This window comes from Sulfitobacter alexandrii (assembly GCF_001886735.1).
GTDB classification, from domain to species: Bacteria; Pseudomonadota; Alphaproteobacteria; order Rhodobacterales; family Rhodobacteraceae; genus Sulfitobacter; species Sulfitobacter alexandrii.
In genome coordinates, this window is the sequence record NZ_CP018077.1 from 109,748 (window position 1) to 131,952 (window position 22,205).

The window sequence follows — 22,205 nt, forward strand, 5'->3', positions numbered from 1 at the left end:
CAGGTTTCCCGCCCGGCGCGGCGCGGGTCAACCCCATTACCGCATCCGGTGGCCGACCGGCGGTCGGCGCGCGCGGTCGCGACGCCCGGAAGGGGCAGTCGCGGGTGCCGTGCGGTCATTTTCAGGAACATCCGGTGGCCTGCCGTGTTGAGCGACTGATGCGCGCCGCGCGTCATCCCGCTTGCCGAACCGCGCAGGCATGACCGCACCAGGCAGGAGCACGCCCATGCACACACAGCTGAACATCAACGGAGCTTCCCACGAGCTGGAGGCCGACAGCCGAACCACCCTGCTGGACGCGTTGCGCAACCATCTTGGGCTGACCGGATCGAAAAAGGGCTGCGACCATGGGCAATGCGGTGCCTGCACCGTTCTGGTCAACGGACGGCGGATCAACAGTTGTCTCACGCTAGCCTGCATGCACGACGGGGACGAGATCACGACGATCGAGGGCCTGGGCACGCCGGACGCGCTTTCGCCGATGCAGGACGCCTTCGTGCGGCACGACGGATACCAGTGCGGATACTGCACGCCCGGCCAGATCTGTTCGGCCACGGCGATGCTGGAGGAACTCAGGGCGGGGTGGCCCAGCAACGTCACGGAAAACCTTGAAGCGGAGGTCGGCTTGTCGGTCGAGGAGATCGCCGAGCGGATGAGCGGCAACATCTGCCGCTGCGCCGCCTACCCCAATATCGTCGCGGCCATCGCCGAAATCGCGGAGCAGAAGACATGAGACCTTTCGACTACAGCCGCGCGACCGATCCCGCCGATGCGGCGCGGGCCGCAGGGCAGGGGGCCACGATCATCGCGGGCGGCACCAACCTGCTCGACCTGATGAAGCTGGAGGTCATGAGCCCCGACAAGCTGGTCGACATCAACCGTCTGGATCTGCATCAGGTCACGACGACCGAGCAGGGGGGCCTGCGCATCGGGGCATTGGTGACGAACAGCGATCTTGCCGCGCATCCCGAGGTCCGGCGCAATCACGCGGTGCTGTCGCGGGCCCTGCTTGCCGGGGCCTCGGGGCAGTTGCGCAACAAGGCGACCACTGGCGGCAACCTCTGCCAGCGCACGCGCTGCTATTATTTCTATGACACGTCGACACCCTGCAACAAGCGCGAGCCCGGTTCGGGATGTTCCGCGAAAGAGGGTTTCAACAGGATACACGCCATCCTTGGCGCCAGCGACGCATGTATCGCCACACATCCCAGCGACATGGCCGTGGCGCTTCGGGCCCTCGGAGCGGAAGTGGAGATCCTCGGTCAGGACGGCGGTTATCGGACCATCGGTCTGGAAACTTTCTATCGGCTGCCCGGCGATACGCCGGAGCGGGACAATACGCTCGAACCGGGTGACGTGATCACCGCGGTGATCCTGCCCGCACCCATGGCCGATGCGCGGCACGTCTATCGCAAGGTGCGGGACCGCGCATCCTATGCGTTCGCTCTCGTGTCCGTCGCGGCGGTGGGCCGGTTGAAGAACGGCAAGATCGACGACATCGCGCTGGCGTTCGGCGGCGTGGCGCACATGCCATGGCGCGACACGGCGGTCGAGGACCTGCTCAGGGGTCAGGCGCCGTCGGAGGATCTGTTCTCCAAGGCGGCCGACAGCCTGCTGGCGGAAGCGCAAACGTACGGCGGCAATGATTTCAAGGTGCCCTTGATGCGCCGGACGCTGATCGCGGTCCTGAAGGACATTTGCGGCTTGGGAGACACGGCATGAACAAGCATCTGAAGATGGACGAGGCGGCGACGACGCACCGGCTGGATGACACGCGGCAGGGCCTTGTCGGCCGTCCGCTCGACCGGCAGGAAGGCCCGTTGAAGGTCAGTGGACTGGCCCGCTATGCGCATGAGTGGAACCTGCCCGGAACGGCCTATGGCGTTCTGGTACGCGCGCCATTCGCTCGAGGGACGATCACCTCTTTCGGCCGGGACGCGGTTCTTGAAATGGCGGGCGTGCTCGACGTGATCACCGACGAAAGGCTGCTTCGGAACCCGGCGCAGGGCACGGCGGGCGAGGCCCCCGCGCAGGGGCCGACCGAGGTCTTCTATGCCGGTCAGCCGGTGGCGCTGGTGGTGGCGGACAGCTTCGAAGCGGCCCGCCACGGGGCGCAGTCGCTCAAGCTGAGCTGGGACGCGAAAGAGCCGGCGCTGGACGCCGAGGCGGCAGAGACCGACGGGAACGAGGATTTCACGCAAGGCGACCTCGACACGGCCATGAAAGAGGCGGAGGTCAGCGTGGACGCGGTATACCGGACCCCCGGCCACAACAGTGCCGCGATGGAACCGCATTGCGCCGCGGCGACGTGGGATGGCGATGCGCTGACGCTCTATGCCAGCTACCAGATGCTGAACTACAACGTGGATGAAGTGGCGGATTCACTCGGGATCGATCCCGGCAAGGTCCGCATCCACGCCGCCTATGTCGGGGGCGGCTTCGGGTCCAAGCTTGGGGTCTCGCCCGAAACGGTCGCCGCGGCGATCGCGGCAAAAGAGATCGGACGGCCCGTCGTCGTCGCGCTGACCAGACCGCAGGTGTTCGAAGCGACGATGCGCCGGTCCGAGACCCGCCAGCGCCTGCGGCTTGCGGCGAAGGCCGATGGCACACTCACCGGCATCGGGCACGAAGCGCTAGTGTCGAACCTCGAGGGCGAGGAGTTCGCCGAGCCGGTCACGCAGTCGACCCACTTTCTCTATGCCGGGGAACACCGCAAACTGTCGATCGACATTGCCCGGCTCAACCGGACGTGCGCCGGATCGGTACGTGCGCCGGGCGAAGCGGTCGGCATGCCCACGCTGGAAAACGCGATGGATGAACTGGCCGAGAAGCTGGACATGGATCCGGTCGAGCTGCGGATGCGCAACCTGCCGGACCGCCACCCCGAGGAGGACATTCCGTTCTCTTCGCACACCTACGCCGAGGCAATGAAGGTCGGCGCGAAACAGTTCGGGTGGGACAAGCGCAACAGGACGCCCGGCGGCCAGCGCGAGGGCGAATGGCTGATCGGGCATGGCATGGCCGGCGCGAGCCGGGTCAACATGATCGGCAAGGCATCGGCGCGTGTCACACTCGACCTCGATGAGGGGGGTGACGTGCTGGCGGTGGTCGAGACCGACATGACCGATATCGGCACCGGCACCTATACCGTCCTCGCGCAGGTCGCGGGCGAGATGCTGGGCCTGCCGATGAAGCAGGTGACGACCCGTCTGGGAGATTCCTCGCTGCCCAAGGGGGCAGGGTCGGGCGGATCATGGGGCGCGTCCTCGTCAGGCTCGGCGGTGTTTCTCGCCTGCGAGGCGCTCAGGTCCGAGATGAGCCGCAGGCTCGACGTCCGGGAAGAGGATCTCGCGCTGCAGGACGGCACGGCGACCGCGGGGAACGTGCGCCGCACGCTCAAGGAAATTCTGGCAGACGGCGCCATGTCCGCCGAGGGAACGGTAGAGCCGGGCGATACCGCCTCGGCCGTCGCGCAGGCGTCTTACGGGGCCTATTTCTGCGAAGTGGCGGTCAATGCCGTCACCGGCGAAACCCGTGTGCGGCGCATGACCGGCGTTTTCGGCGCGGGCCGCATCCTGAACGAAAAGACGGCGACGTCCCAATGCTATGGCGGCATGACATGGGGTATCGGGATGGCCCTCACCGAAGAACTGATGCACGACCCGCGCGACGGACGGATCGTGAACCACAATCTGGCCGAATACCACGTTCCGGTGAACCTGGATGTGCCGCAACTGGACGTGATCCTGCTTGACGAAAGGGACGACTGGGCCTGTCCGATCCAGACCAAGGGGATTGGCGAGCTGGGATTCTGCGGCGGCGCGGGGGCTGTGCTGAATGCGATCTACAACGCGACGGGCGTGCGGGTGCGGGATTACCCGGCTACGCTGGACAAGCTGCTGGAGGGGTTGCCCGAGGTGATCTAGCGGGAGGCGACTACTTCGCTTGTATTGCCTGAAAGGGTCGCCTTGCCTATACTCCTGACTGATACGCATCGCACGGGAGGCGCATATGGGCCGCGTGAAGGTCAACCTGACCCTCGATGCCGAGGTCGCACGGACGGCCCGGTCGCTTGGGCTTAACATGTCGCGCCTCGCCGAAGCGGCCATCGCGGAGGCGTCGAAGGTCGAGCGCAACCGCCAGTGGCGGGAAGAGAACCGAGGGGCGATCGACGCCTACGCGGACGAGATCGCGCGGGACGGTCTGCCGCTGGCCAGGTTCCGCAGTTTCTGAGGCGGCAAGCCATGGCGCAGTTCGACCTTTACCGTCTTGAAGGCGGGCAGATCGTCGTGGACCTTCAGACCGACCTGATTGGGATCGAAGCGTCGCGGGTCGTGGCCCCCTTGCGGGATGCAGGGCGCTACGCCGCCTTTCCGGGGCTGACCCCGACGGTGGAACTGGACGGAACGACATGGATCGTGCGGGTGCAGGAGCTGGCCGCGGTTCCGGGATCGGAACTGCGGAACCGGATCGGATCACTGGCGGACCATCGCGATGCCATCAAACGGGCTTTGGACATCCTGATCGACGGCGTTTGACGCTGGGGCCGCTGGATCGGGGCCTAACGCTGCCCCTCTCTCACCGTGTCGATCATCAGCTGCACGTTTTCAGGGTCGGCATCGGGCGTGATGCCGTGCCCGAGGTTGAAGATATGCGGACCGCCGGACAGGGCCTTGGCGATGCGCCGGGTCTCGGAAACCAGCGCGTCGCCGCCGGTGACCATGTGCGACGATTTCAGGTTGCCCTGCACGCAGCCGTCCGGCTGGACGTTCGTCGCGGCCCATTCCGCGGAAACGCCGTCATCGATGGCAATGCATTCCGCCCCGATGGCGGCATGCGCCCCCTCGTACCGGGTGTCGGCCCCGCGCGGAAAGGCGATGACGGGCACGCCCGGATGCATATCGTGCAGCGCGGCGGTGATCCGCTGCATCGGCTTCAGCGAGTATGCGTCGAAATCATCGCCCTCCAAGGATCCGGCCCAGCTGTCGAAAATCTTGACCACCTCGGCGCCGGCCTTGATCTGCTCCGACAGGTAAAGGACGGTCGCGTCCGTGATCTTTTCGATCAGAGCCTCGAACACGGGCCGGTCCTCGGATTTCAGGGCATGTGCGGGAGCCTGATCGGGCGTGCCGCGCCCGGCGATCATGTAGGTCGCGACGGTCCACGGGGCGCCGGCGAAACCGATCAGCGTGGTCTCCTCCGGCAGACCCCTGGACAGGATCTTGACCGTCTCGTAGATCGGATTCAGCCTGTCATGGATGGCTTCGGCCGGCTTGAGCGCGTCCACTTCGGCGCGGGTGGTGACGGTGGACAGGCGCGGCCCTTCGCCCGTGACGAACCACAGGTCGGCCCCCAGTGCCTGCGGCACCAGAAGGATGTCGGCAAAGAGGATCGCCGCGTCGAAACCGTAGCGCCGGATCGGCTGAAAGGTGACTTCGGCCGCGAGATCGGGATTGTAGCACAGTGACAGGAAATCGCCCGCCTGCGCGCGGGTCGCCTTGTATTCCGGCAGGTAGCGCCCCGCCTGCCGCATCATCCAGATCGGCGGCACCGGAAGGGTTTCGCCCGCCAGCGCGCGCAGGATGGTCTTTGACTTGCTCATGGGGGTACTCTTAGCTGGAAGTGTTCGCGCCATCATGCTTTTTCGATGGCACAGATACAAGAGTTGTCAGCCTGGGTTTACAGAGGTACGAGAGAGCATGATCAAGAATTTGCCCACCCCGCAGAACCCGCTCAACATCGGCACACGTGGCTCGCCCCTTGCGCTGGCGCAGGCCGAAGAGACCCGCGAGCGGCTGGCGCAGGCGTTCGAACTGCCGCTCGAGGCATTCACCATCGTGGTGATCAAGACCACCGGCGACCGGATCATCGACCGCCCCCTCAAGGAGATCGGCGGCAAGGGCCTGTTCACCCGCGAGATCGAGGCCGAACTGCTGGGCGGAGGGATCGACATCGCCGTGCATTCGATGAAGGACATGCCGACGATCCAGCCGGAGGGGCTGATCCTCGACACCTACCTGCCGCGCGAGGATGTGCGCGACGCCTTCATCTCGCCGACCTCGCGGGCGCTTGCCGACCTGCCGCAGGGGACGGTCGTGGGCACGTCGAGCCTGCGGCGGCGCGCCCAGCTCAAGCTGCGGCGGCCCGACCTCGAGGTCGTGGAATTCCGCGGGAATCTGCAGACGCGGCTCATGAAGCTCGATCAGGGGGTGGCTGCGGCCACGTTCCTCGCGATGGCGGGGCTGAACCGTCTGGGCATGATGGAAGAGGTGCCCGCAAGCCCGATCGAGGTGGAGACGATGCTGCCCGCTGTCGCGCAGGGGGCCATCGGAATCGAGCGGCGCGTGGACGACAGCCGCGTGGCCGAAATGCTCGAGGCGATCCACGATCACACCACGAGCCAGCGCCTTGCGGCGGAACGGGCGTTCCTGCTGGAGCTTGACGGTTCCTGCGAGACCCCCATCGCGGGCCTTGCGGTTCTGGAGGGCGGCACGCTGCACCTGCGCGGAGAGGTCCTGCGCCCGGACGGATCCGAGGCCTTGGACGACGCGACCAGCTGCCCGGTGGAGGACGGCGCCGAAGCGGGCCACGAGATGGCGCGCAAGCTGCTGGAACGCGCGGGCGAGGGCTTCTTCGACTGGCGCACGTAAGGCCGGCGGTTCAGTTGGATCGAAAGACGGGCCGATCCACCGCGGCGCGGTGGACCTTTCAGGATGATGCACTGTGCGCATGGCACCCCGCCCGGCGTCGATCTTGGCCGTACTGACGGGCGGAGACGGTCAGGCGACCGCGTGGCTGATCGCGCATTGCCGCCAGAGGTGTGACAGCGCCTCCACCAGGTGGGCAAGGTCCGCGTCCGTGTGCAGCGGCGACGGGGTAAAGCGCAGCCGCTCCGTCCCCTTCGGCACGGTGGGATAGTTGATCGGCTGCACGTAGATGTCCCATTCCTGCATCAGGTAGTCGGCCAGCATCCGGGTCTTGACCGGATCCTTGATCATCACCGGAACGATATGACTGGTGTTGTGCATATGCGGGATGCCCGCACGGTCCAGCATCTCGCGCAGTTTGGCGACCTGCTTTTGCTGCAGGTCGCGTTCGAGGCTGCTGGATTTCAGGTGCCGGATGGAGGCGCGCGCCGCCGCGGCGACGGCGGGGGGCAGGGCGGTCGTGAAGATGAAACCGCTGGCGAAGCTGCGGATGAAATCGCACAGCGCGGCGGAACCGGTGATATAGCCGCCGACGACGCCGAACGCCTTGCCCAGCGTACCTTCGATGAGCGTGATGCGGTCCGCGAGGCCTTCACGTTCGGACACGCCGCCCCCGCGCGGGCCGTACATGCCGACGGCGTGCACCTCGTCGAGATAGGTCATGGCGCCGTATTTCTCGGCCACCTCCACGATCTCGCGCATCGGGCAGATGTCGCCGTCCATCGAATAGACGGATTCGAAGGCGACGATCTTTGGCACGTTGGCGGGCAGGGCGGCCAGCTTGGCCTCGAGGTCGCGCCAGTCGTTGTGTTTCCAGATCACCTTCTGTGCGCGGGAATGGCGGATGCCTTCGATCATGCTGGCGTGGTTGCCCGCATCGCTGAGGATGACGCAGTTTTCCAGCCGGCTGCCGAGGCACGAGAGCGCGGCCCAGTTCGACACGTAGCCGGAAGTAAAGAGCAGTGCCGCGTCCTTGCCGTGCAGGTCGGCCAGTTCGGCCTCGAGCAGGAGATGATCGTGGTTGGTGCCGGAAATGTTGCGGGTGCCGCCCGCGCCGGTTCCGGTGCGGCGCACGGCCTCGCACATGGCGTCGATCACCAGCGGGTTCTGCCCCATGCCCAGATAGTCGTTGGAACACCAGACCGTCACGTCGCGCTTTTCACCGTCGACGTGGTTGGCCGCGCGGGGGAACTTGCCGCACTTGCGTTCGAGTTCCGCGAAGTAGCGGTAATTGCCCTCCTGCTTCAGCTTGTCGATCTGGGTTTGAAAGAGGGCGTCAAAGTTCATGGGTCTTGTCCTTGGCTTGATAGGCTGGGGAGTCCGGCAGCATCCAGCGCCAGAGCTTGGCGTCGGGCAGCGGAACCACCATCAGCCAGTGTTCGAGCGTGGCCAGTGCGGCCAGCGCGGTCAGCAGGGTAAACCCCACCAGGGCCTCCGGGCTTGGCGCCGAGACGATCCGTTCGGCAAAGCACGCGGCGGTGATCGACAGGAAGGTGACCCCGATGGGGAAGGCCATCGTGATCGGCCCCTGCCGGAAATAGGATTTCAGGTGTGCCAGCGGTCGCGGCACGAATTCGGTGTTGATGCGCGGCACCCCGAAGTACAGGTTCAGCTTGGCCGAGATGCGCGCGACGAAAAGGATCAGGTAGGTCCAGAAGGCGACCGTGTTGTCGGCGCCGCGGGTGATCGTCAGGATCGCCAGCAGGGCGAACAGAAGCAGCAATTCGTGGTAGCTGACCGTGCGCCACGCGCGGCGGAAGCGGTCGCCGCCCCGCAGCCCCGGTGGACAGGGGCGGCGTTCGGGCCCGGTGATGACCCCGGCAAGAAAAGCCAGTTCGATCCAGCCCCAGACCATCAGGGTGCCGAGAAAGGCGATGTGGACATTGGCCACCGTCAGCTCCTGCGCGGACACGACGATCGCCGCCGCCCCAAGCGCCAGAAGGGGCACGGCCAGAAAGACATTGCGCCCGTGCGCCACCGCGTCGCCCCCGTCGGCGCGCCGCACCACCAGCAGGATGATCCCGGTGAAGAACCACCAGGAGAATACTGCGATGAAGGCGGCGAGCCAGGGCGACATGGCGGTTCCTCAGTAGGCCGGTTGCAGACGCGGGCTGTCGGGCACCGCGTTCTTCTGGGCGGGAATGGTGAAGATCGCGGCAAAGGCGAAGCTGGCCTTGGCCATGCCGCCGATCCGCGACAGCATCCCCGCGATACCTCCGCGTTGCTTGGCGCGGGAGATCTGGCGCGAGGCAGCCTCCATCCGGTCGAGGTTAGGCCGCCAGCGCGGATGGTCGATGTCGAGCGTGATGGGGAAGACCTGCCGGGAAATCTCGGAGGTCTTGCGGAACACTTCCTGCCCGTACCATGTGACATCCACGCCAAGCGCGTCGTGGAACACGGGGCGCTGATGGTCGCGGACCCACATGGTGGAATAGACCGCTGTCAGGAAGAACTTGATCCAGAGCTTGTTGGCAAAGCTTTGCGTCAGCTTGGGGTCGGTCTTCATCAGCAGGGCAAAGGCCTCGCCGTGGGAGAACTCGTCGTTGCACCACTCGCGGAACCACTTGAAGATCGGGTGAAAGCGGTGCTCGGGATGTGCCTCGAGGTGGCGGTAGATCGTGATGTAGCGGGCGTATCCGATCTTCTCGCTGAGGTAGGTCGCGTAATAGATGAACTTGGGCCGGAAATAGGTGTACTTCTTGGCCTGCGTCAGGAAGCCGAGGTTCACCCGGATACCGGCCTCGCGCAGGGCGTCGTTGATGAAGCCCGCGTGCCGCGCCTCGTCCCGTGCCATGAGCTGGAACAGCGTCGTGATGTCCTCGTTGGTGCCGCGGCGCTTCATCTCCTTGTAAAGCACGCAGCCCGAGAATTCGGCGGTGCAGGACGAGATCAGGAAGTCGGTGAACTCGGCTTTCAGGCGGGGCTCCATCCCGTCCCAGTCCACGGTGTCCCAGTCCTCGTTCTTCTTGAAATGGCCCTTGTTGGGGTCGGATTTCATCTGCGCGATCAGCTTGTCCCATTCCCCGCGGACCGGGGTCACGTCGATCGCGTCCATCTCGTCGAAGTCGGTGGTGTAGAAGCGCGGGGTGAGCAGGGTGTTCTGCATCGCCACCTCTGTCGCGCGCTCCGATGTCATCGGTCCGTCGAGCGCGTCCTGCGCCGCGATGGCTTCTTCCGCGGTGGCAGCATAAGCGGAGTGGGTGGTGGGTGTCTTGGCGTGGGCGTTCATGACAGCACCTCTTCGGAGAAGGAGAATTCGCACAGTTCCATGAATTCGAAATCGCCGGTCCAGCGGGTCCAGAACCGTTCGATGCCGCTGGCGCGCGTGATGGTCGCGGTCCGGTCCTCCTCGACGATTTCACCGTAGGGGGCCATGATCTCGGCCCCGTGGACCAAGACGGTATCACCGGGGTTGACCACCGCGCCGTTTAGGAACTTGACGTGTGCCGACAGTTCCTCGAAGCGATGCGAAATCGTCACCCTGCAGGGGGCTTGTTCCCTTGATCTTGTCAGAAATCCCATTTCCTTGTCCCTTTCCTTGGTTCAGTCGATCAGCCTGGCGAAAGCTGCGACGTTGTCTGCCCCGTATCCGATCAGGTCGATGGACCAGCCGGTTGCGGGGTCGATGATGGCGGTGTGACCGTTCTCGCGCCGGGCGAGGGTCAGAGGCGGGTTGCCGGTGACGCCCTGCACCTTGCGCTCCCGCGTGACGGAGACCCAGATCACATCGATGAAACCGGACTTTTCCTCGGCCGAGAACGCGATCTGCCGGCCGGCGTCGTCGAGCACGGCGACACCGTCGCTGCGCGTGCCTTCCAGCGTGATGCTGCGTTCAGCCGCGATGGGGCTGTGCGGCACCACGCCGCGCAGGGGCTGCCCGGTCAGCTGGTCGAAGGCGACCAGCGCCAGTGCGGCCGCCATGAGAGAGAACATGGCGATCACCAGCGTGCGCGGGACCATTTCGCGGTCGCGGGCCTTCATCTGGTTGGCGAGTGAGGATGTCTGATGGGCCATGGGACTATTCCGCCGCAATCGGCGCGGTCGCGCCTTGATCTGGCGCAAGTTTCGCGACTTTCGGTTGCGAGACGCGGGTTTCCGCCGCCTCGGCGAAGATGGCGGCGACCTTGGCCGCGTCGGGGATGGCACGCAGCGCCGGCTGGGCGCGGCGGATCTGCCACGGGCGGACGTGCGGCCACGTCATGATGTAGCTGAGCCGCGTGTCGCCGATCAGCTCGAAGCTGATGGTGCCGGTGCCGTTGCGGCGAACGAGGGCGGCGGCGTTTCCGATGCAGACGTAGGGCAGGTTCAGCGTCATGGTCAGGGCCGCGCCGATCCGCATCGCCACGCGCTTGTTGGTCAACGTGTAGACGGTGCTGCGCGCCTGCACGGTCGCCATCCCGAGGATGACAAGTGCCGCCAGCGTGCCGGCGACGATGAACGGGATGCCGGTCAACAGCGCCTGGGGCAGGGGGGCAAAGCCGGTGGAGAGGATCACCCGGATCGCCGCCAGCGCCGCGAAATAGCCCAGCACCCAGCGCAGTTTCCAGGCTTCGATGGCCAGGCGGAGGCTGTCCGGCCGACCCTGCCACAGGATGTGCTCGTCGGCTGGCAAGGCTTCCGGAAGGCCGTGGACGGGTTCGAACTTGAAATCATCGTGGTGCATGGTGCTATCCCTCGGGTCTTGGTCCCGTGCCGGCGGCTGACCGGCACGGGGAGTGGTCAGATCAGAACTTGGGTTCCTGGCGGCGGGGATCGGCGTACATGGTGCCGCCGCCGAAATAGGCCATGACCTTTTCCTCTTCGAGCAGGGTGATCTGGTCACCGCCGCCGATCGTCGGGATATCGGCCACGTTGTGGGCATAGAGCGACCGGATGGTGACCCTGTCCGATCCCACCTTGGCAAAGTTCATCGGGATCAGGCGTGTCTGGCCGGTGCCTTCGGGGTTGAGGTCCATCGTCAGGTAACGGACCAGCTGTTCGGGCACGTCGATCCACATGTCCGTGACGCGGCCCACGACCTCTCCGTCGCCGGTGACGACCGGCTTGCCGCGCGGGTCGCGCCCGGCAGAGACGGTGAAATCGGCGAGCGCCGACATCGGCTTGATCTTGGCATGACCGTGGGCGTCCAGTTCGGGAACATCGCGCCGAGGTGCCCAGGCGGCGGGACCGACGCCGTCCATCATCGCGTCGCCGGTGGGTACGTAGGGCGACCCGGCCGCCTTGGACGTGCGTTGCAGTGCCAGAACCTGCCGGTCCGGATGCTGGCCCGAAGGCACGGTCAGTTCGCCGCGACCGTCGCGCAGGATGAAGGTCTTGTCCTTGGGAACCGGGAACGGTCCCTGGTTCGGCGCGATCGCGCCATCGTCCGTTTCAAGCGGGTAGCCTTCGCGCATGTTCTCGGTCTGCAGGTAGTAGATGAGACCGGCGAAGAAGATCCAGAAGAGCCATATCGCGGCACTTGCCAGATCGAAGTTGCCGAAGAAGTCAGTGCCAACCATGTTGTAGTCCTCCGTGGTGTATTTGAATCGTCGTCATGTCGGGAAGTCCGCCAGCCCCATGGGCCGGGAGACGGGTTCGGAAAGGGCGCGGACCCGTACCAGCGGGCCAAGCGCGACGAGCGTGGCGAACAGCAGGCCGATCTCGATGTGGTAGACCACCGAGTAGCCGGTGCTGGCCGATTGCAGCGCCTCGCCCAGCCGGCCATCGACCGCGGCGGCGTTGATCACGTCGCGCAGCGCGCCGCCGATGAAGATGGAAAGCCCGGCGGCGGTGGCCTGTGCCGCGCCCCATGCGCCGAGCGCCAGACCCTTGCCCGCCATGCCGCGCGTCTCGATCGCCATGGCGGCGGTCAGCGTCGACACGGCAAAGAGCCCGCCGCCCAGACCGATGCCGAAGGCCCCGGAGAAGAACAGCAGCGTGCTGCCCGTGGGGGCGGCGAAGATCACCGCGCAGAAGGCCATCAGCCCGAACAGGATCCCGCGTGCCGCCATGCGGTGCGGCTGTATCCCCGCCTTGAGCCATCGCGCGGCGAGGCCGAACCCCAAGAGCGCGCCCACGGCCCACATCGCGGTCAGCAGCGTCGTGGCGGACACCGACAGGCCGAGGATTTCGCCGCCATAGGGCTCGAGCAGGACATCCTGCATGTTGAAGGCCAGCGTTCCCAGAAAGACGACCACCAGCAGGCGACCTGCCTCCGACCCTTCGGTCAGGTCGCGCCATGCGTCGCGGAAAAGCGGCCGCGGGGCGGCACGTTCCGCCTTGGTCATGGGGGCGACCTTTTCCTGTTTCCAGAGCGCGATCAGGTTGAGCACGATGGTGACGACGGCGGCGCCCTGAACCACCTGCACGAGGCGGAGGGCACTGAAATCCCGCAGCAGCGTGCCGATCAGCACGGCCGACAGGCCCATCCCCACGAGGAACATCACGTAGAGCAGGGCGACGACCTGGGGCCGGGTTTCCTCGCTCGCGCGGTCGGCGGCCAGTGCCAGACCCGCGGTCTGGGTCATGTGCATCCCCAGCCCGGTGAGCAGGAAGGCCAGCGCCGCGCCCACCTCGCCGGCCCACTCCGGGCCCGCGACCTGGTCACCCGACAGCACGAGAAGGCCCATCGGCATGATGGCGAGGCCGCCGAATTGCCAGAGCGAGCCGAACCAGAGGTAGGGGATGCGTTTCCACCCGATGGCGGATCTGTGCGTGTCCGAGCGGAAGCCCAGCAGTGCGCGGAAGGGCGCGACGAGCACCGGGATCGCGATCATCACGGCCACGATCCAGGCCATCACGCCCAGTTCGACGATCATCACGCGGTTGAGCGTGCCCAGCAGCATGACCGACGCCATCCCGACGCTGATCTGGAACAGCGAAAGCCGCAAGAGCTGGTTCAGCGGCAGTTGCTCGGATACCGCGTCGGAGAAGGGCAGCATCCGCAGGCCCGCGTTCTTGATCAGGCGGCGGGGGATCATGGGCGATACTCCAGCGCGTTGGAGATATAGAAGCCCGAGGTGATCCGCCCTAGGTCGCGCAGCCGACCGCCGGCCAGCGCGTGTGCGATGCGCGCGGGGCTGTGGGGCACCATGCTCGGGGACCGGTCGGACCGGGGAAACAGCTTGCCCGCCCGCCACATCAGCATCAGCAACGGGGTACGCGGCGCGACCGTCAGGATCATGCTGCCGCGCAGCCGCGGCGACAGGTTGGCCAGCATCCGCGCGATATCCGGGGCGGCGTAGTAGATCAGGCTGTCCATCGCGACCACGTGGTCGAAGCTGCCGAGGGCAGGGTCCAGCATGTCGCCCGCGTGAAAGTCGAGCCGGTGTTCCAAGTGCCGGGGCTGGCGCCGCCTTGCGATGGCCACCAGTTGCGGCGAGATGTCGACACCCACCACCTGGGCGCCCCTTTCCGCCAGTTCGAAGGCCAGCGCACCGGTGCCGCACCCGGCGTCCAGCACCCGCGCACCGTCAAGGTCGGACGGCAGTTGCGACAGGATGAGCGCGCGCATCCGGTCGCGCCCCTCGCGCACGGTGGCGCGGATGCCCGAGACCGGCGCGTCCGAGGTCAGCCGCTCCCACGTGCGGGTGGCGGTGCGGTCGAAATAATGTTCGACGCGGTCGCGTGTCCGCAGGTAGGCGGGCGTGTCGTCACCGGAGATGCCGGGCCGGGGCCCGAGGATGACGTTACCCTTCATGTCGGCGGCATCGCTCATCAATCGAATCCCAGAAGCTCGAAGATTTCCCGGTCGGGGAGGGGCGCGGGCGCCAGCGGCTCCGTGCCGTTCCACAGGGTCTCCGCGAGGCGGATGTATTCCTTCTGTACCGCCGCGATCTCGTCATCGAGGTCCATCTCGAAGAGGGTCTTCTTCTTGAGCCGCGAGCGGCGGATGGCGTCGAGGTCGGGCATATGGGCGATGCGGTTGAACCCCACGGTGGCGCAATAGCGGTCCACCTCGTCGGTGTCTTTCGACCGGTTCGCGACACAGCCGGCAAGGCGGACCTTGTAGTTGGCCGATTTTGCCTGCACGGCCGCGATGATGCGGTTCATGGCATAGATGCTGTCGAAGTCGTTGGCGGTCACGATCAGCGCCCGGTCGGCGTGTTGCAACGGCGCGGCGAAACCGCCGCAGACCACGTCACCCAGCACGTCGAAGATCACCACGTCGGTGTCTTCCAGCAGGTGGTGCTGCTTGAGCAGTTTGACCGTCTGGCCCACGACGTAGCCGCCGCAGCCGGTGCCCGCGGGCGGGCCGCCTGCCTCAACGCATTTCACGCCGTTGAACCCTTCGAAGACGAAGTCCTCGGCGCGCAGTTCCTCGGGGTGGAAATCGACCTCCTTGAGGATGTCGATGACCGTCGGCACCAGCGAGCCGGTCAGTGTGAAGGTGCTGTCGTGCTTGGGGTCGCATCCGATCTGCAAGACCCGCTTGCCCAGCATCGAAAAGGCCGCCGACAGGTTCGACGAGGTGGTCGATTTGCCGATCCCGCCCTTGCCGTAGACGCTGAAGACCTTGGCGCCTTCGATCCTGGCGCTTTCGTCCTGATGCACCTGCACCGATCCTTCACCGTCCTGGCCGCGCAGATGCGGGATGCCTTTGTCGAGTGGGCTCATGTGTTGTCCTTCCCTGAGGTCATTCGGCTGCAATGCCCTCTAGTTGATCTTCGATGGCGTCCGCTGCCGATTGCAGCGCCGCAAGGGTCGCGTCGTCCGGTTTCCAGTAGTCGCGATCGGAGGCTTCGAGCAGGCGGTTGGCCATGCGCATGGACGCCTGCGGATTGAGATCCGCGAGGCGCTTGCGCATGGCTTCGTCCAGAACGAAGGTTTCGGAAAGCTGCTGATACACCCAGGGTTCGACCTTGCCGGTGGTCGCGGACCATCCCAGCGTGTTGGTGATCGACGCCTCGATCTGGCGCACGCCCTCGTGGCCGTGCTTGAGCAGCCCTTCGAAATAGCGGGGGTTCAGGTTGCGGGCGCGGGTTTCCAGCGCGACCTGGTCCTGCAGGGTGCGCACCGTGGCGCTGCCACGGGTCTGGTCGCCGATGTAGATCGGGGTGAGATCGTTGCCCTTGGCCCGTTTGACGGCAGAGGCGATGCCGCCGAGCGTGTCGAAGTAGTGATCCACGGTCGTGACGCCCAGCTCGACGGATTCGAGATTCTGGTAGGCGAGGTCCACCTGTTGCAGCGTGTCCTGAAGCAGGGCCGACTGCCGGGTCGCTGCGCCGTCGATGCCGTAGGCAAAGCTCTTGCGTGCCTGGTAGGCATCGGCCAGATCGTCGCCGTCCGCGAAGGCCGAGGCATCGACCAGCTGGTTCACGTTCGATCCGTAGGCGCCCTCTGCATTCGAGAAGACCCGCAGCGCCGCGGTCTCGATGTCGCAGCCGTGCTTTTCCATGTAGGCGAGGGCATGTTCGCGGATCGGGTTCAGCGCCAGCGGTTCGTCGGCCATGGCGCATTGCAGCGCGGCATCGGCCATCAGCCGGGTTTGCAACGGCAACAGGTCGCGGAAGATGCCCGACAGGGTCACGATGACATCCACCCGCGCGCGCCCCAGTTCGGCGAGCGGCAGCAGGTCGGCCCCGCACAGCCGACCGTGCGCGTCGAACCGCGGCCGGGCGCCCATCAGCGCGAGGGCCTGGGCCATCGGCACGCCGTTGGACTTGATGTTGTCGCTGCCCCAGAGCACCAGCGCGACGGTGCGGGGGAGTGACTTGTGCGTGTCGATCAGCTCCTGCGCCTGCAGCGCGCCATCCGTCATGGCAAAGGCGGTGGGCATCCGGAACGGATCGAAGGAATGGATGTTGCGGCCCGTCGGCAGGATCTCGGGGGCGCGGATCACGTCGCCGCCGGGGACGGGCGGGATGAACTGGCCGTTGAGCGCGCGCATCAGGGCCGGCAGTTCGTGGTCCTGCGCGAGGATCGCATCGGTTTCCGCCCGATGGTCGGCATCGCGGAAACTCATGAGGTCCAGAAGCTCGGCGCGGGCGGTCGCATCGGGGGTCGACCCTACGATGTGCAGCCCGTCCGGGATCAGCGCGGATTCCGTTTCCAGCAGCTTGAGCCAGAGCGTATCGGGGTCCGTGCCGTCGAGGTTCACCGCCTCGGCCTGTGCCGCGATGAGTTGGCGCATGCCGTCCCGCGCCGGGTCGTCGCAGGGCAGGGCGCGCCAGCGTTGCAGGCTGTCCTTGAGGTCGGCCAACCCGCGATAGAGCCCGGCCTGTTGCAGCGGTGGCGTCAGGTAGGTGACCGTGACCGCGTTGCTGCGGCGTTTCGCCAGCGTCGCCTCGGACGGATTGTTCGCGGCGTAGAGGTAGATGTTCGGAAGATTGCCCATCATCCGTTCCGGCCAGTCCGCACCGCAGAGCCCGTTCTGCTTTCCGGGCATGAACTCCAGCGCGCCGTGCATCCCGAAATGCAGCACCGCGTCCGCGGCGAGGTCGTGCTTGATGTACTGGTAGAAGGCGTTGAAGGCATGGGTCGGGGCGAAACCGCCCTCGAACATCAGCCGCATCGGGTCGCCTTCGTAGCCGAAAGCGGGTTGTACGCCGACGAAGACCTTGCCGAAGTGCGCCCCGAGGATGAAGACCTCGCGGCCGTTGGACTGCTTCTTGCCGGGGGCGGGGCCCCAGACCGCTTCGATCTCGTCCAGCCAGGGTGTGCGGGAGACGATCCGATCCGCGTCGAGCGTGGCCGCGATGTTGGCATCCTGACCATATGTCCGGGCGTTGCCCTGCAGCACGGTGGCGCGCAATGCCTCGACGCTGACCGGCGGTTCCAGGTCGTAGCCCTCGCGGGCGAGGCGGTGCAGGGTGTTGTAAAGGCTCTCGAACACCGACAGGTAGGCGGCGGTGCCGGTGGCCCCGGCATTCGGCGGGAAGCCGAAGAGCACGATGGCGAGGGACTTGTCCCTGTTGGCCTTGCGCCGCAGACGGGCGAGACGGAGTGTCTTGTCCGCCAGCGCGTCGATGCGTTCGATGCAGGGCGCCATCGCCTTGTCGGTGCCGACGCCGGCACAGCGGTGGGAGCAGCCGGTGCATCCGTCAGGCCCGTGCCGCCCGGCAAAAACCGTGGGGCTGGCGGCGCCGTCGATTTCGGGCAGCGCGATCAGCATCGTGGATTCGATCGGGCTCAGCCCCTGGTTGCCGGTGGCCCACTGGTGCAGCGTCTGGAATTCCAGTGGCTGGGCGGAAAGGTAGGGCACGTCGAGCGCGGCGAGCGCCTCCACGGCGGCGGGGCTGTCATTGTAGGCCGGGCCGCCGACAAGGCTGAAGCCGGTGAGCGAGACCATGGCGTCGATACCGCCGAAATGCGCCGCCATCGCGGGCCGCCCGTCCAGCCCGCCCGCGAAGGCGGGGATCACCCGCATCCCTCGCTTTTCCAGCGTGCGGATGACATGGGCGTAATGCGCGGTGTCCCCGGCGAGGATGTAGCTGCGCAGCATCAGCAGCCCGATGACCGGGCCGTCGCCCCGCATCGGCAGCGCATCGCGGTCCTCGGTGATGCCCTTGCCGGGAAGGTCCGGGTGATAGAGGCCCACTTCGGGATATGCCACCGGCAGCGCGGCGCGGGCGCCCAGCCATTCGGGCCGCGAGACGGCATAGCGCGACAGGATGAAGCGTACCATGCTCTCGATATTCTCGTCCGAGCCGCCCAGCCAGTACTGCATCGCCAGGAACCAGGCGCGCAGATCCTGCGATTTGCCGGGGATCAGGCGCAGGATCTTGGGCAGCCGCCGCAGCATGCCTGTCATGTCCCGCGCAGAGGCGCCGGGCCTTGCGGCGGGCTTGAGCTTCTTCAGCAGTTTCATCAGCCCGGATGCGGGCCGCGACATGTCGAGTTCGCCCATGCGGGTCAGGCCGACGATCTGCTGGTCCGCGATGATGTTGATCATGGCGTCGCATTGGTCGCGACGGGCCCGAAGCGCGGGCAGGATCGCCTGAACCTGTTCTTCGAGGAAGATGACCGACGACAGGATGATGTCGGCCCGCGCGATGTCGGCGCGCGCCGCTTCGAGGCGGGCGGGGTCCTTGTCCCACTCCGCCGCGGCGTGGATGACCAGTTTCAGGCCCGGAAAATCCTGCACAAGCCGGGGCGTGGCGCGCGCTGCCGGTCCCGCCGCGTGGCGGTCGAGCGTCAGCAGCACGACGCGGTAGGGCTTATGCATCACGTCATCGCGCAAAGTGGGCCTTCGCCTCGTACAGGGTGTCGAGGCTGATCTCGCGCAGCCCCCTTTCGGCGGCATAGCTTTCGGTGTTGCGCCGGGCCTTGCCGCGCACGAAGAAGGGAATCTTCTTCAATTCGCGCTCGGCCCGGTCCAGCCAGATCACCTCGCCCCCCGCCACCGGCTGTTCCCGGTCGGCATGATCCATGTGCGCCTGCGCTGCCGCGGAGGCAGGTTCGGGGTGCAGGCGCACTGCGGGTGCGTGACCGCCATGGTGGGACGGGCCTGCCGCATCGTTGAACTCGAAATCCTCGCGGAACATGTGCAGCAGATGCTCTTCCAGTCCCATGACCAGCGGATGCACCCAGGTGTCGAAGATCACGTTGGCGCCCTCGAACCCCATCTGCGGGGAATAGCGCGCCGGAAAGTCCTGCACGTGGACCGGGGCCGAGATCACCGCGCACGGGATGCCAAGTCGCTTGCCGATATGGCGCTCCATCTGAGTGCCGAGAATCATTTCCGGCTGCAGGGCCTCGACCGTGCGTTCGACCTCGAGGTAGTCGTCGGTGATCAGGGCCTCCAGCCCGTACGCGCGGGCGAGGGCGCGCACCGGGCGGGCGAATTCGCGGTTGTAGCAGCCCATGCCGGCCACCTCGAAGCCCATCTCGTCTCGGGCGATGCGCGCCGCTGTCAGCACGTGGCTTCCATCGCCGAAAATGAAGACCCGCTTGCCGGTAAGGTAGGTGCTGTCGACCGACGCGGACCACCATGTCTGGCGCAGGCGGTTGGTGTCGAGCGGCGCGTCTGAGCCCGACAGCGCCCGCACCTCCGCGATGAAGTCGTGGGTCGCGCCTGTCCCGATGGGGACCACTTTCGTGTAGGGCTGGCCGAAGGTCCGTTCGCAGTAGCGGGCGGCCTGTTCGCCGGTTTCGGGATAGAGCAGCACGTTAAAGTGCGCCTGCCCCATCCGCGCGATGTCCGAGGGCGTGGCCCCCATCGGGGCGGTGACGTTCACCTCGATCCCCAGTTCGTAGAGCAGGTTGGTGATCTCGGCCACGTCATCGCGGTGGCGGAACCCCAGAGCCGTCGGCCCGAGCAGATTGCATGACACGCGTGCCGTCCGTTCCATCGGCCTGGCCAGGTGCCGGACGATCTGGAAGAAGGTCTCGTCCGCGCCGAAGTTTTCCTTGCGCTGGTAGCTGGGCAATTCCAGCGGGATCACCGGAATAGGCAGGCCCATCGTTTCGGCCAGCCCGCCGGGATCGTCCTGGATCAACTCCGCCGTGCAGGATGCCCCGACGATGATCGCCTCGGGTCGGAAGCGGTCGTAGGCGTCCTGACAGGCTTTCTTGAACAGGCCCGCCGTGTCCGACCCGAGGTCGCGTGCCTGAAACGTGGTATAGGTGACCGGCGGGCGATGGTCCCGCCGTTCGATCATGGTGAAGAGCAGATCCGCGTAGGTGTCGCCCTGCGGCGCGTGCAGGACGTAATGCAGCCCCTTCATGCCCGTCGCGACGCGCATGGCGCCGACGTGCGGCGGGCCTTCGTATGTCCAGACCGTCAGCTTCATTCCGCCGCCTCCACCCTTGGCGACAGGATCGCCTTGCGCCGCAGCGGCCGGGCGAACAGGCTGGCGAGGTCTCCGGCCTGTTCATAGAAATGCACGGGCGTGAAGACGAGTTCGATGGCCCATTTCGTCGACAGGCCTTCCGCCTCAAGCGGATTGGCGAGGCCGAGGCCGCAGACCGTCAGGTCGGGCCGCGCCGCGCGGCAGCGGTCGAGCTGGAGATCCACGTCCTGGCCTTCGGAAATCTGCGGTCCCTGCGGCAGGAGGTCGAGATCGGGGCCATGGATGGCGTCGTGGATGTAGGGCATGCCCACCTCGACCGCCGACATCGCGCATTCGCGCGTCAGGAACCGCGCGAGCGGCACCTCGAGCTGGCTGTCGGGAAAGAAGAAGACCGACTTGTTGCGCAGCGGTGCCGCCGCCTGGGCAATCGCGGCGCGAGCGCGGCGGCGGGGCGCCTCGGTCACCCGTGTGAATGTCTCTTCCGGGACGTCGAACGCCGCGGCAATCGCGGCAAGCCACGCGGTGGTGCCTTCCTCGCCGAACGGAAAGGGCGCTGCGATGTGGCGCGCGCCGCGCCGTTCAAGCGCGGCGTGGGTTTCACCGAGGAAGGGCTGCGTCAGGGCAAAGACGGTATTCGGGCCGATGCCGACCTCGTCGTCGATCCGGTGCGCGGGCAGGACGCGGACGGGCCCCACGCCCAGATCGGCCAAAAGGCCCAGCATCTGGTCCTCGACCACGTCGGGGAGGGCGCCGACCACCAGAAGCTCCCGCGTGTCAGACGACGGAAGGACGGGCACCATCGCGGCAAGGCAGGCATCCTCGCCCTGGGTGAAGGTAGTTTCGATCCCGGATCCGGAATATTCGAGCACGCGCACCTTGGGCGCGAACTGCTGGGTCAGACGTTCGGCGGCGCGGCTGAGGTCCAGCTTGATGACCTCGGACGGGCAGGAGCCGACAAGGAACAACTGCCGGATGTCGGGACGCCGTGCCAGCAACTGTTCGACGGTCCGGTCAAGTTCCGCGTGCGCGTCGTTCAGGCCGGCGAGATCCGATTCCTCGAGAATCGCGGTACCGAATCGCGGTTCGGCAAAGATCATCACGCCGGCGGCGGATTGCAGAAGGTGTGCGCAGGTGCGCGAGCCGACCACCAGAAAGAAGGCATCCTGGATCTTGCGATGCAGCCAGATGATGCCGGTGAGGCCGCAGAAGACTTCGCGCTGGCCGCGCTGCTTCAGGACGGGTGCGGTCCGGCAGCCTGTGGTCGGGGGCGGAGGGGTTTGTTCGGTCATGCGGGCGTCTCCGGCTGGAGCCGCGCCATGCGCAGTTTCCAAAGAAACTGGCCCGCGTTGACGACGTAGGCGGCATAGGCCGCCAAGGCGATCACGATGAGGCTCATGGGGGCGAACCCGCCAAGGAACAGCCCGTAGATATACAGGGTATGCAGGGCGATGACGCCGAAGCTGAACACGTCCTCCCAGAAGAAGGCATCGGCGAACAGCCATTGGCCGAAGATGGTTTTTTCCCAGATCGCCCCTGTCACCATGATCAGGTAGAGGAAGCCGGTCTTGAGAACGATCGACCCGGTCGCGAGCGCGTAGCCCTCGCCGGTGAGGAGATACCGGCAGACCAGCACCAGTGACACGAGAAAAACGAGGAACTGAACCGGGGCAAGGATACCCTGGACGAGGGTCCAGACGCTGGCGTCACGCCGCGCCTTCTGGGCGGGAGTGTAGAGTGTGCCGGGTGCTGAAGTGCTGGTTTTCATGGCTCTCCCCAGGCCTTGAGT

At 66.3% G+C, this 22,205-nt stretch carries 21 protein-coding genes; 6 read left to right on the forward strand and 15 right to left on the reverse strand.

Annotated features, from left to right (window positions below):
• Positions 1–226 precede the first annotated feature (226 nt).
• From BOO69_RS19190 to BOO69_RS19210, 5 genes are all read left to right on the forward strand, one after another.
• Positions 227–733, forward strand: a complete 507-nt coding sequence (locus tag BOO69_RS19190; protein ID WP_083545752.1) for a 2Fe-2S iron-sulfur cluster-binding protein — start codon at positions 227–229, stop codon at positions 731–733.
• Complete coding sequence (locus BOO69_RS19195; protein ID WP_071974006.1) at positions 730–1,722, forward strand: FAD binding domain-containing protein; 993 nt, start codon at positions 730–732, stop codon at positions 1,720–1,722. The genes BOO69_RS19190 and BOO69_RS19195 overlap by 4 nt, the downstream gene beginning before the upstream one ends.
• A complete protein-coding gene (locus BOO69_RS19200) occupies positions 1,719–3,926 on the forward strand; it encodes a xanthine dehydrogenase family protein molybdopterin-binding subunit (RefSeq protein WP_071974007.1) in 2,208 nt (735 codons plus the stop codon). Before BOO69_RS19195 ends, BOO69_RS19200 begins: the two co-directional genes overlap by 4 nt.
• 85 nt (positions 3,927–4,011) lie before the next feature.
• Entirely contained in the window at positions 4,012–4,233 is a 222-nt protein-coding gene (locus BOO69_RS19205; protein ID WP_071974008.1) for a type II toxin-antitoxin system CcdA family antitoxin, read from the forward strand.
• Between the two features lie 11 nt (positions 4,234–4,244).
• Positions 4,245–4,538 (forward strand): CcdB family protein, encoded by a 294-nt coding sequence (locus BOO69_RS19210; RefSeq protein ID WP_071974009.1) that lies wholly within the window; start codon positions 4,245–4,247, stop codon positions 4,536–4,538.
• Between the two features lie 23 nt (positions 4,539–4,561).
• Here BOO69_RS19210 and hemE read toward each other — a convergent pair whose 3' ends face one another.
• Entirely contained in the window at positions 4,562–5,602 is a 1,041-nt protein-coding gene (hemE, locus tag BOO69_RS19215) for a uroporphyrinogen decarboxylase (protein ID WP_071974010.1), read from the reverse strand.
• A 97-nt stretch (positions 5,603–5,699) separates the two neighbouring features.
• On the opposite strand from hemE, the gene hemC reads away from it, so the two are divergent.
• Positions 5,700–6,650: a hydroxymethylbilane synthase gene (gene hemC / locus BOO69_RS19220; RefSeq protein WP_071974011.1), complete on the forward strand. Its 951-nt coding sequence runs from the start codon at positions 5,700–5,702 to the stop codon at positions 6,648–6,650.
• Positions 6,651–6,779: 129 nt separating this feature from the next.
• Here hemC and hemA read toward each other — a convergent pair whose 3' ends face one another.
• The 14 genes from hemA to bchF all read right to left on the reverse strand — a co-directional run bounded on the left by hemA (position 6,780) and on the right by bchF (position 22,184).
• Complete coding sequence (gene hemA / locus BOO69_RS19225; RefSeq protein ID WP_071974012.1) at positions 6,780–7,994, reverse strand: 5-aminolevulinate synthase; 1,215 nt, start codon at positions 7,992–7,994, stop codon at positions 6,780–6,782.
• A complete protein-coding gene (gene puhE / locus BOO69_RS19230) occupies positions 7,984–8,784 on the reverse strand; it encodes a putative photosynthetic complex assembly protein PuhE (RefSeq protein ID WP_071974013.1) in 801 nt (266 codons plus the stop codon). Before puhE ends, hemA begins: the two co-directional genes overlap by 11 nt.
• 9 nt (positions 8,785–8,793) lie before the next feature.
• On the reverse strand, positions 8,794–9,936 hold the full coding sequence (acsF, locus tag BOO69_RS19235) for a magnesium-protoporphyrin IX monomethyl ester (oxidative) cyclase (RefSeq protein WP_071974014.1): 1,143 nt from the start codon (positions 9,934–9,936) through the stop codon (positions 8,794–8,796).
• The gene (locus BOO69_RS19240; RefSeq protein ID WP_071974015.1) at positions 9,933–10,229 is read right to left on the reverse strand and encodes a hypothetical protein; all 297 of its coding nucleotides are present in this window, start codon (positions 10,227–10,229) and stop codon (positions 9,933–9,935) included. Before BOO69_RS19240 ends, acsF begins: the two co-directional genes overlap by 4 nt.
• Before the next feature lie 21 nt (positions 10,230–10,250).
• Positions 10,251–10,721: a photosynthetic complex assembly protein PuhC gene (gene puhC, locus BOO69_RS19245; protein ID WP_071974016.1), complete on the reverse strand. Its 471-nt coding sequence runs from the start codon at positions 10,719–10,721 to the stop codon at positions 10,251–10,253.
• A gap of 4 nt (positions 10,722–10,725) precedes the next feature.
• Positions 10,726–11,370: a photosynthetic complex putative assembly protein PuhB gene (puhB, locus tag BOO69_RS19250; protein ID WP_071974017.1), complete on the reverse strand. Its 645-nt coding sequence runs from the start codon at positions 11,368–11,370 to the stop codon at positions 10,726–10,728.
• Between the two features lie 61 nt (positions 11,371–11,431).
• On the reverse strand, positions 11,432–12,205 hold the full coding sequence (puhA, locus tag BOO69_RS19255) for a photosynthetic reaction center subunit H (RefSeq protein ID WP_071974018.1): 774 nt from the start codon (positions 12,203–12,205) through the stop codon (positions 11,432–11,434).
• 33 nt (positions 12,206–12,238) lie between these two features.
• Positions 12,239–13,666, reverse strand: coding sequence for a PucC family protein (locus tag BOO69_RS19260; protein WP_071974019.1), 1,428 nt, complete (start codon positions 13,664–13,666; stop codon positions 12,239–12,241).
• Entirely contained in the window at positions 13,663–14,385 is a 723-nt protein-coding gene (bchM, locus tag BOO69_RS19265) for a magnesium protoporphyrin IX methyltransferase (RefSeq protein ID WP_071974084.1), read from the reverse strand. The genes BOO69_RS19260 and bchM overlap by 4 nt, the downstream gene beginning before the upstream one ends.
• Before the next feature lie 17 nt (positions 14,386–14,402).
• The gene (gene bchL, locus BOO69_RS19270) at positions 14,403–15,302 is read right to left on the reverse strand and encodes a ferredoxin:protochlorophyllide reductase (ATP-dependent) iron-sulfur ATP-binding protein (protein ID WP_071974020.1); all 900 of its coding nucleotides are present in this window, start codon (positions 15,300–15,302) and stop codon (positions 14,403–14,405) included.
• Between the two features lie 19 nt (positions 15,303–15,321).
• Positions 15,322–18,867, reverse strand: a complete 3,546-nt coding sequence (locus tag BOO69_RS19275; RefSeq protein WP_071974021.1) for a cobaltochelatase subunit CobN — start codon at positions 18,865–18,867, stop codon at positions 15,322–15,324.
• Positions 18,857–20,419, reverse strand: coding sequence for a ferredoxin:protochlorophyllide reductase (ATP-dependent) subunit B (bchB, locus tag BOO69_RS19280; protein ID WP_071974022.1), 1,563 nt, complete (start codon positions 20,417–20,419; stop codon positions 18,857–18,859). Before bchB ends, BOO69_RS19275 begins: the two co-directional genes overlap by 11 nt.
• Positions 20,416–21,708 (reverse strand): ferredoxin:protochlorophyllide reductase (ATP-dependent) subunit N, encoded by a 1,293-nt coding sequence (locus tag BOO69_RS19285; RefSeq protein ID WP_071974023.1) that lies wholly within the window; start codon positions 21,706–21,708, stop codon positions 20,416–20,418. Before BOO69_RS19285 ends, bchB begins: the two co-directional genes overlap by 4 nt.
• The gene (bchF, locus tag BOO69_RS19290) at positions 21,705–22,184 is read right to left on the reverse strand and encodes a 2-vinyl bacteriochlorophyllide hydratase (protein WP_071974024.1); all 480 of its coding nucleotides are present in this window, start codon (positions 22,182–22,184) and stop codon (positions 21,705–21,707) included. The genes BOO69_RS19285 and bchF overlap by 4 nt, the downstream gene beginning before the upstream one ends.
• Between the last annotated feature and the right edge of the window lie 21 nt (positions 22,185–22,205).

Coding starts and splice junctions, on each gene's coding strand:
- BOO69_RS19190 (WP_083545752.1), top strand. CDS start 227: ATGCACACACAGCTGAACATCAACGGAGCTTCCCACGAGCTGGAGGCC.
- BOO69_RS19195 (WP_071974006.1), top strand. CDS start 730: ATGAGACCTTTCGACTACAGCCGCGCGACCGATCCCGCCGATGCGGCG.
- BOO69_RS19200 (WP_071974007.1), top strand. CDS start 1,719: ATGAACAAGCATCTGAAGATGGACGAGGCGGCGACGACGCACCGGCTG.
- BOO69_RS19205 (WP_071974008.1), top strand. CDS start 4,012: ATGGGCCGCGTGAAGGTCAACCTGACCCTCGATGCCGAGGTCGCACGG.
- BOO69_RS19210 (WP_071974009.1), top strand. CDS start 4,245: ATGGCGCAGTTCGACCTTTACCGTCTTGAAGGCGGGCAGATCGTCGTG.
- hemE (WP_071974010.1), bottom strand. CDS start 5,602: ATGAGCAAGTCAAAGACCATCCTGCGCGCGCTGGCGGGCGAAACCCTT.
- hemC (WP_071974011.1), top strand. CDS start 5,700: ATGATCAAGAATTTGCCCACCCCGCAGAACCCGCTCAACATCGGCACA.
- hemA (WP_071974012.1), bottom strand. CDS start 7,994: ATGAACTTTGACGCCCTCTTTCAAACCCAGATCGACAAGCTGAAGCAG.
- puhE (WP_071974013.1), bottom strand. CDS start 8,784: ATGTCGCCCTGGCTCGCCGCCTTCATCGCAGTATTCTCCTGGTGGTTC.
- acsF (WP_071974014.1), bottom strand. CDS start 9,936: ATGAACGCCCACGCCAAGACACCCACCACCCACTCCGCTTATGCTGCC.
- BOO69_RS19240 (WP_071974015.1), bottom strand. CDS start 10,229: ATGGGATTTCTGACAAGATCAAGGGAACAAGCCCCCTGCAGGGTGACG.
- puhC (WP_071974016.1), bottom strand. CDS start 10,721: ATGGCCCATCAGACATCCTCACTCGCCAACCAGATGAAGGCCCGCGAC.
- puhB (WP_071974017.1), bottom strand. CDS start 11,370: ATGCACCACGATGATTTCAAGTTCGAACCCGTCCACGGCCTTCCGGAA.
- puhA (WP_071974018.1), bottom strand. CDS start 12,205: ATGGTTGGCACTGACTTCTTCGGCAACTTCGATCTGGCAAGTGCCGCG.
- BOO69_RS19260 (WP_071974019.1), bottom strand. CDS start 13,666: ATGATCCCCCGCCGCCTGATCAAGAACGCGGGCCTGCGGATGCTGCCC.
- bchM (WP_071974084.1), bottom strand. CDS start 14,385: ATGAAGGGTAACGTCATCCTCGGGCCCCGGCCCGGCATCTCCGGTGAC.
- bchL (WP_071974020.1), bottom strand. CDS start 15,302: ATGAGCCCACTCGACAAAGGCATCCCGCATCTGCGCGGCCAGGACGGT.
- bchB (WP_071974022.1), bottom strand. CDS start 20,419: ATGAAGCTGACGGTCTGGACATACGAAGGCCCGCCGCACGTCGGCGCC.
- BOO69_RS19285 (WP_071974023.1), bottom strand. CDS start 21,708: ATGACCGAACAAACCCCTCCGCCCCCGACCACAGGCTGCCGGACCGCA.
- bchF (WP_071974024.1), bottom strand. CDS start 22,184: ATGAAAACCAGCACTTCAGCACCCGGCACACTCTACACTCCCGCCCAG.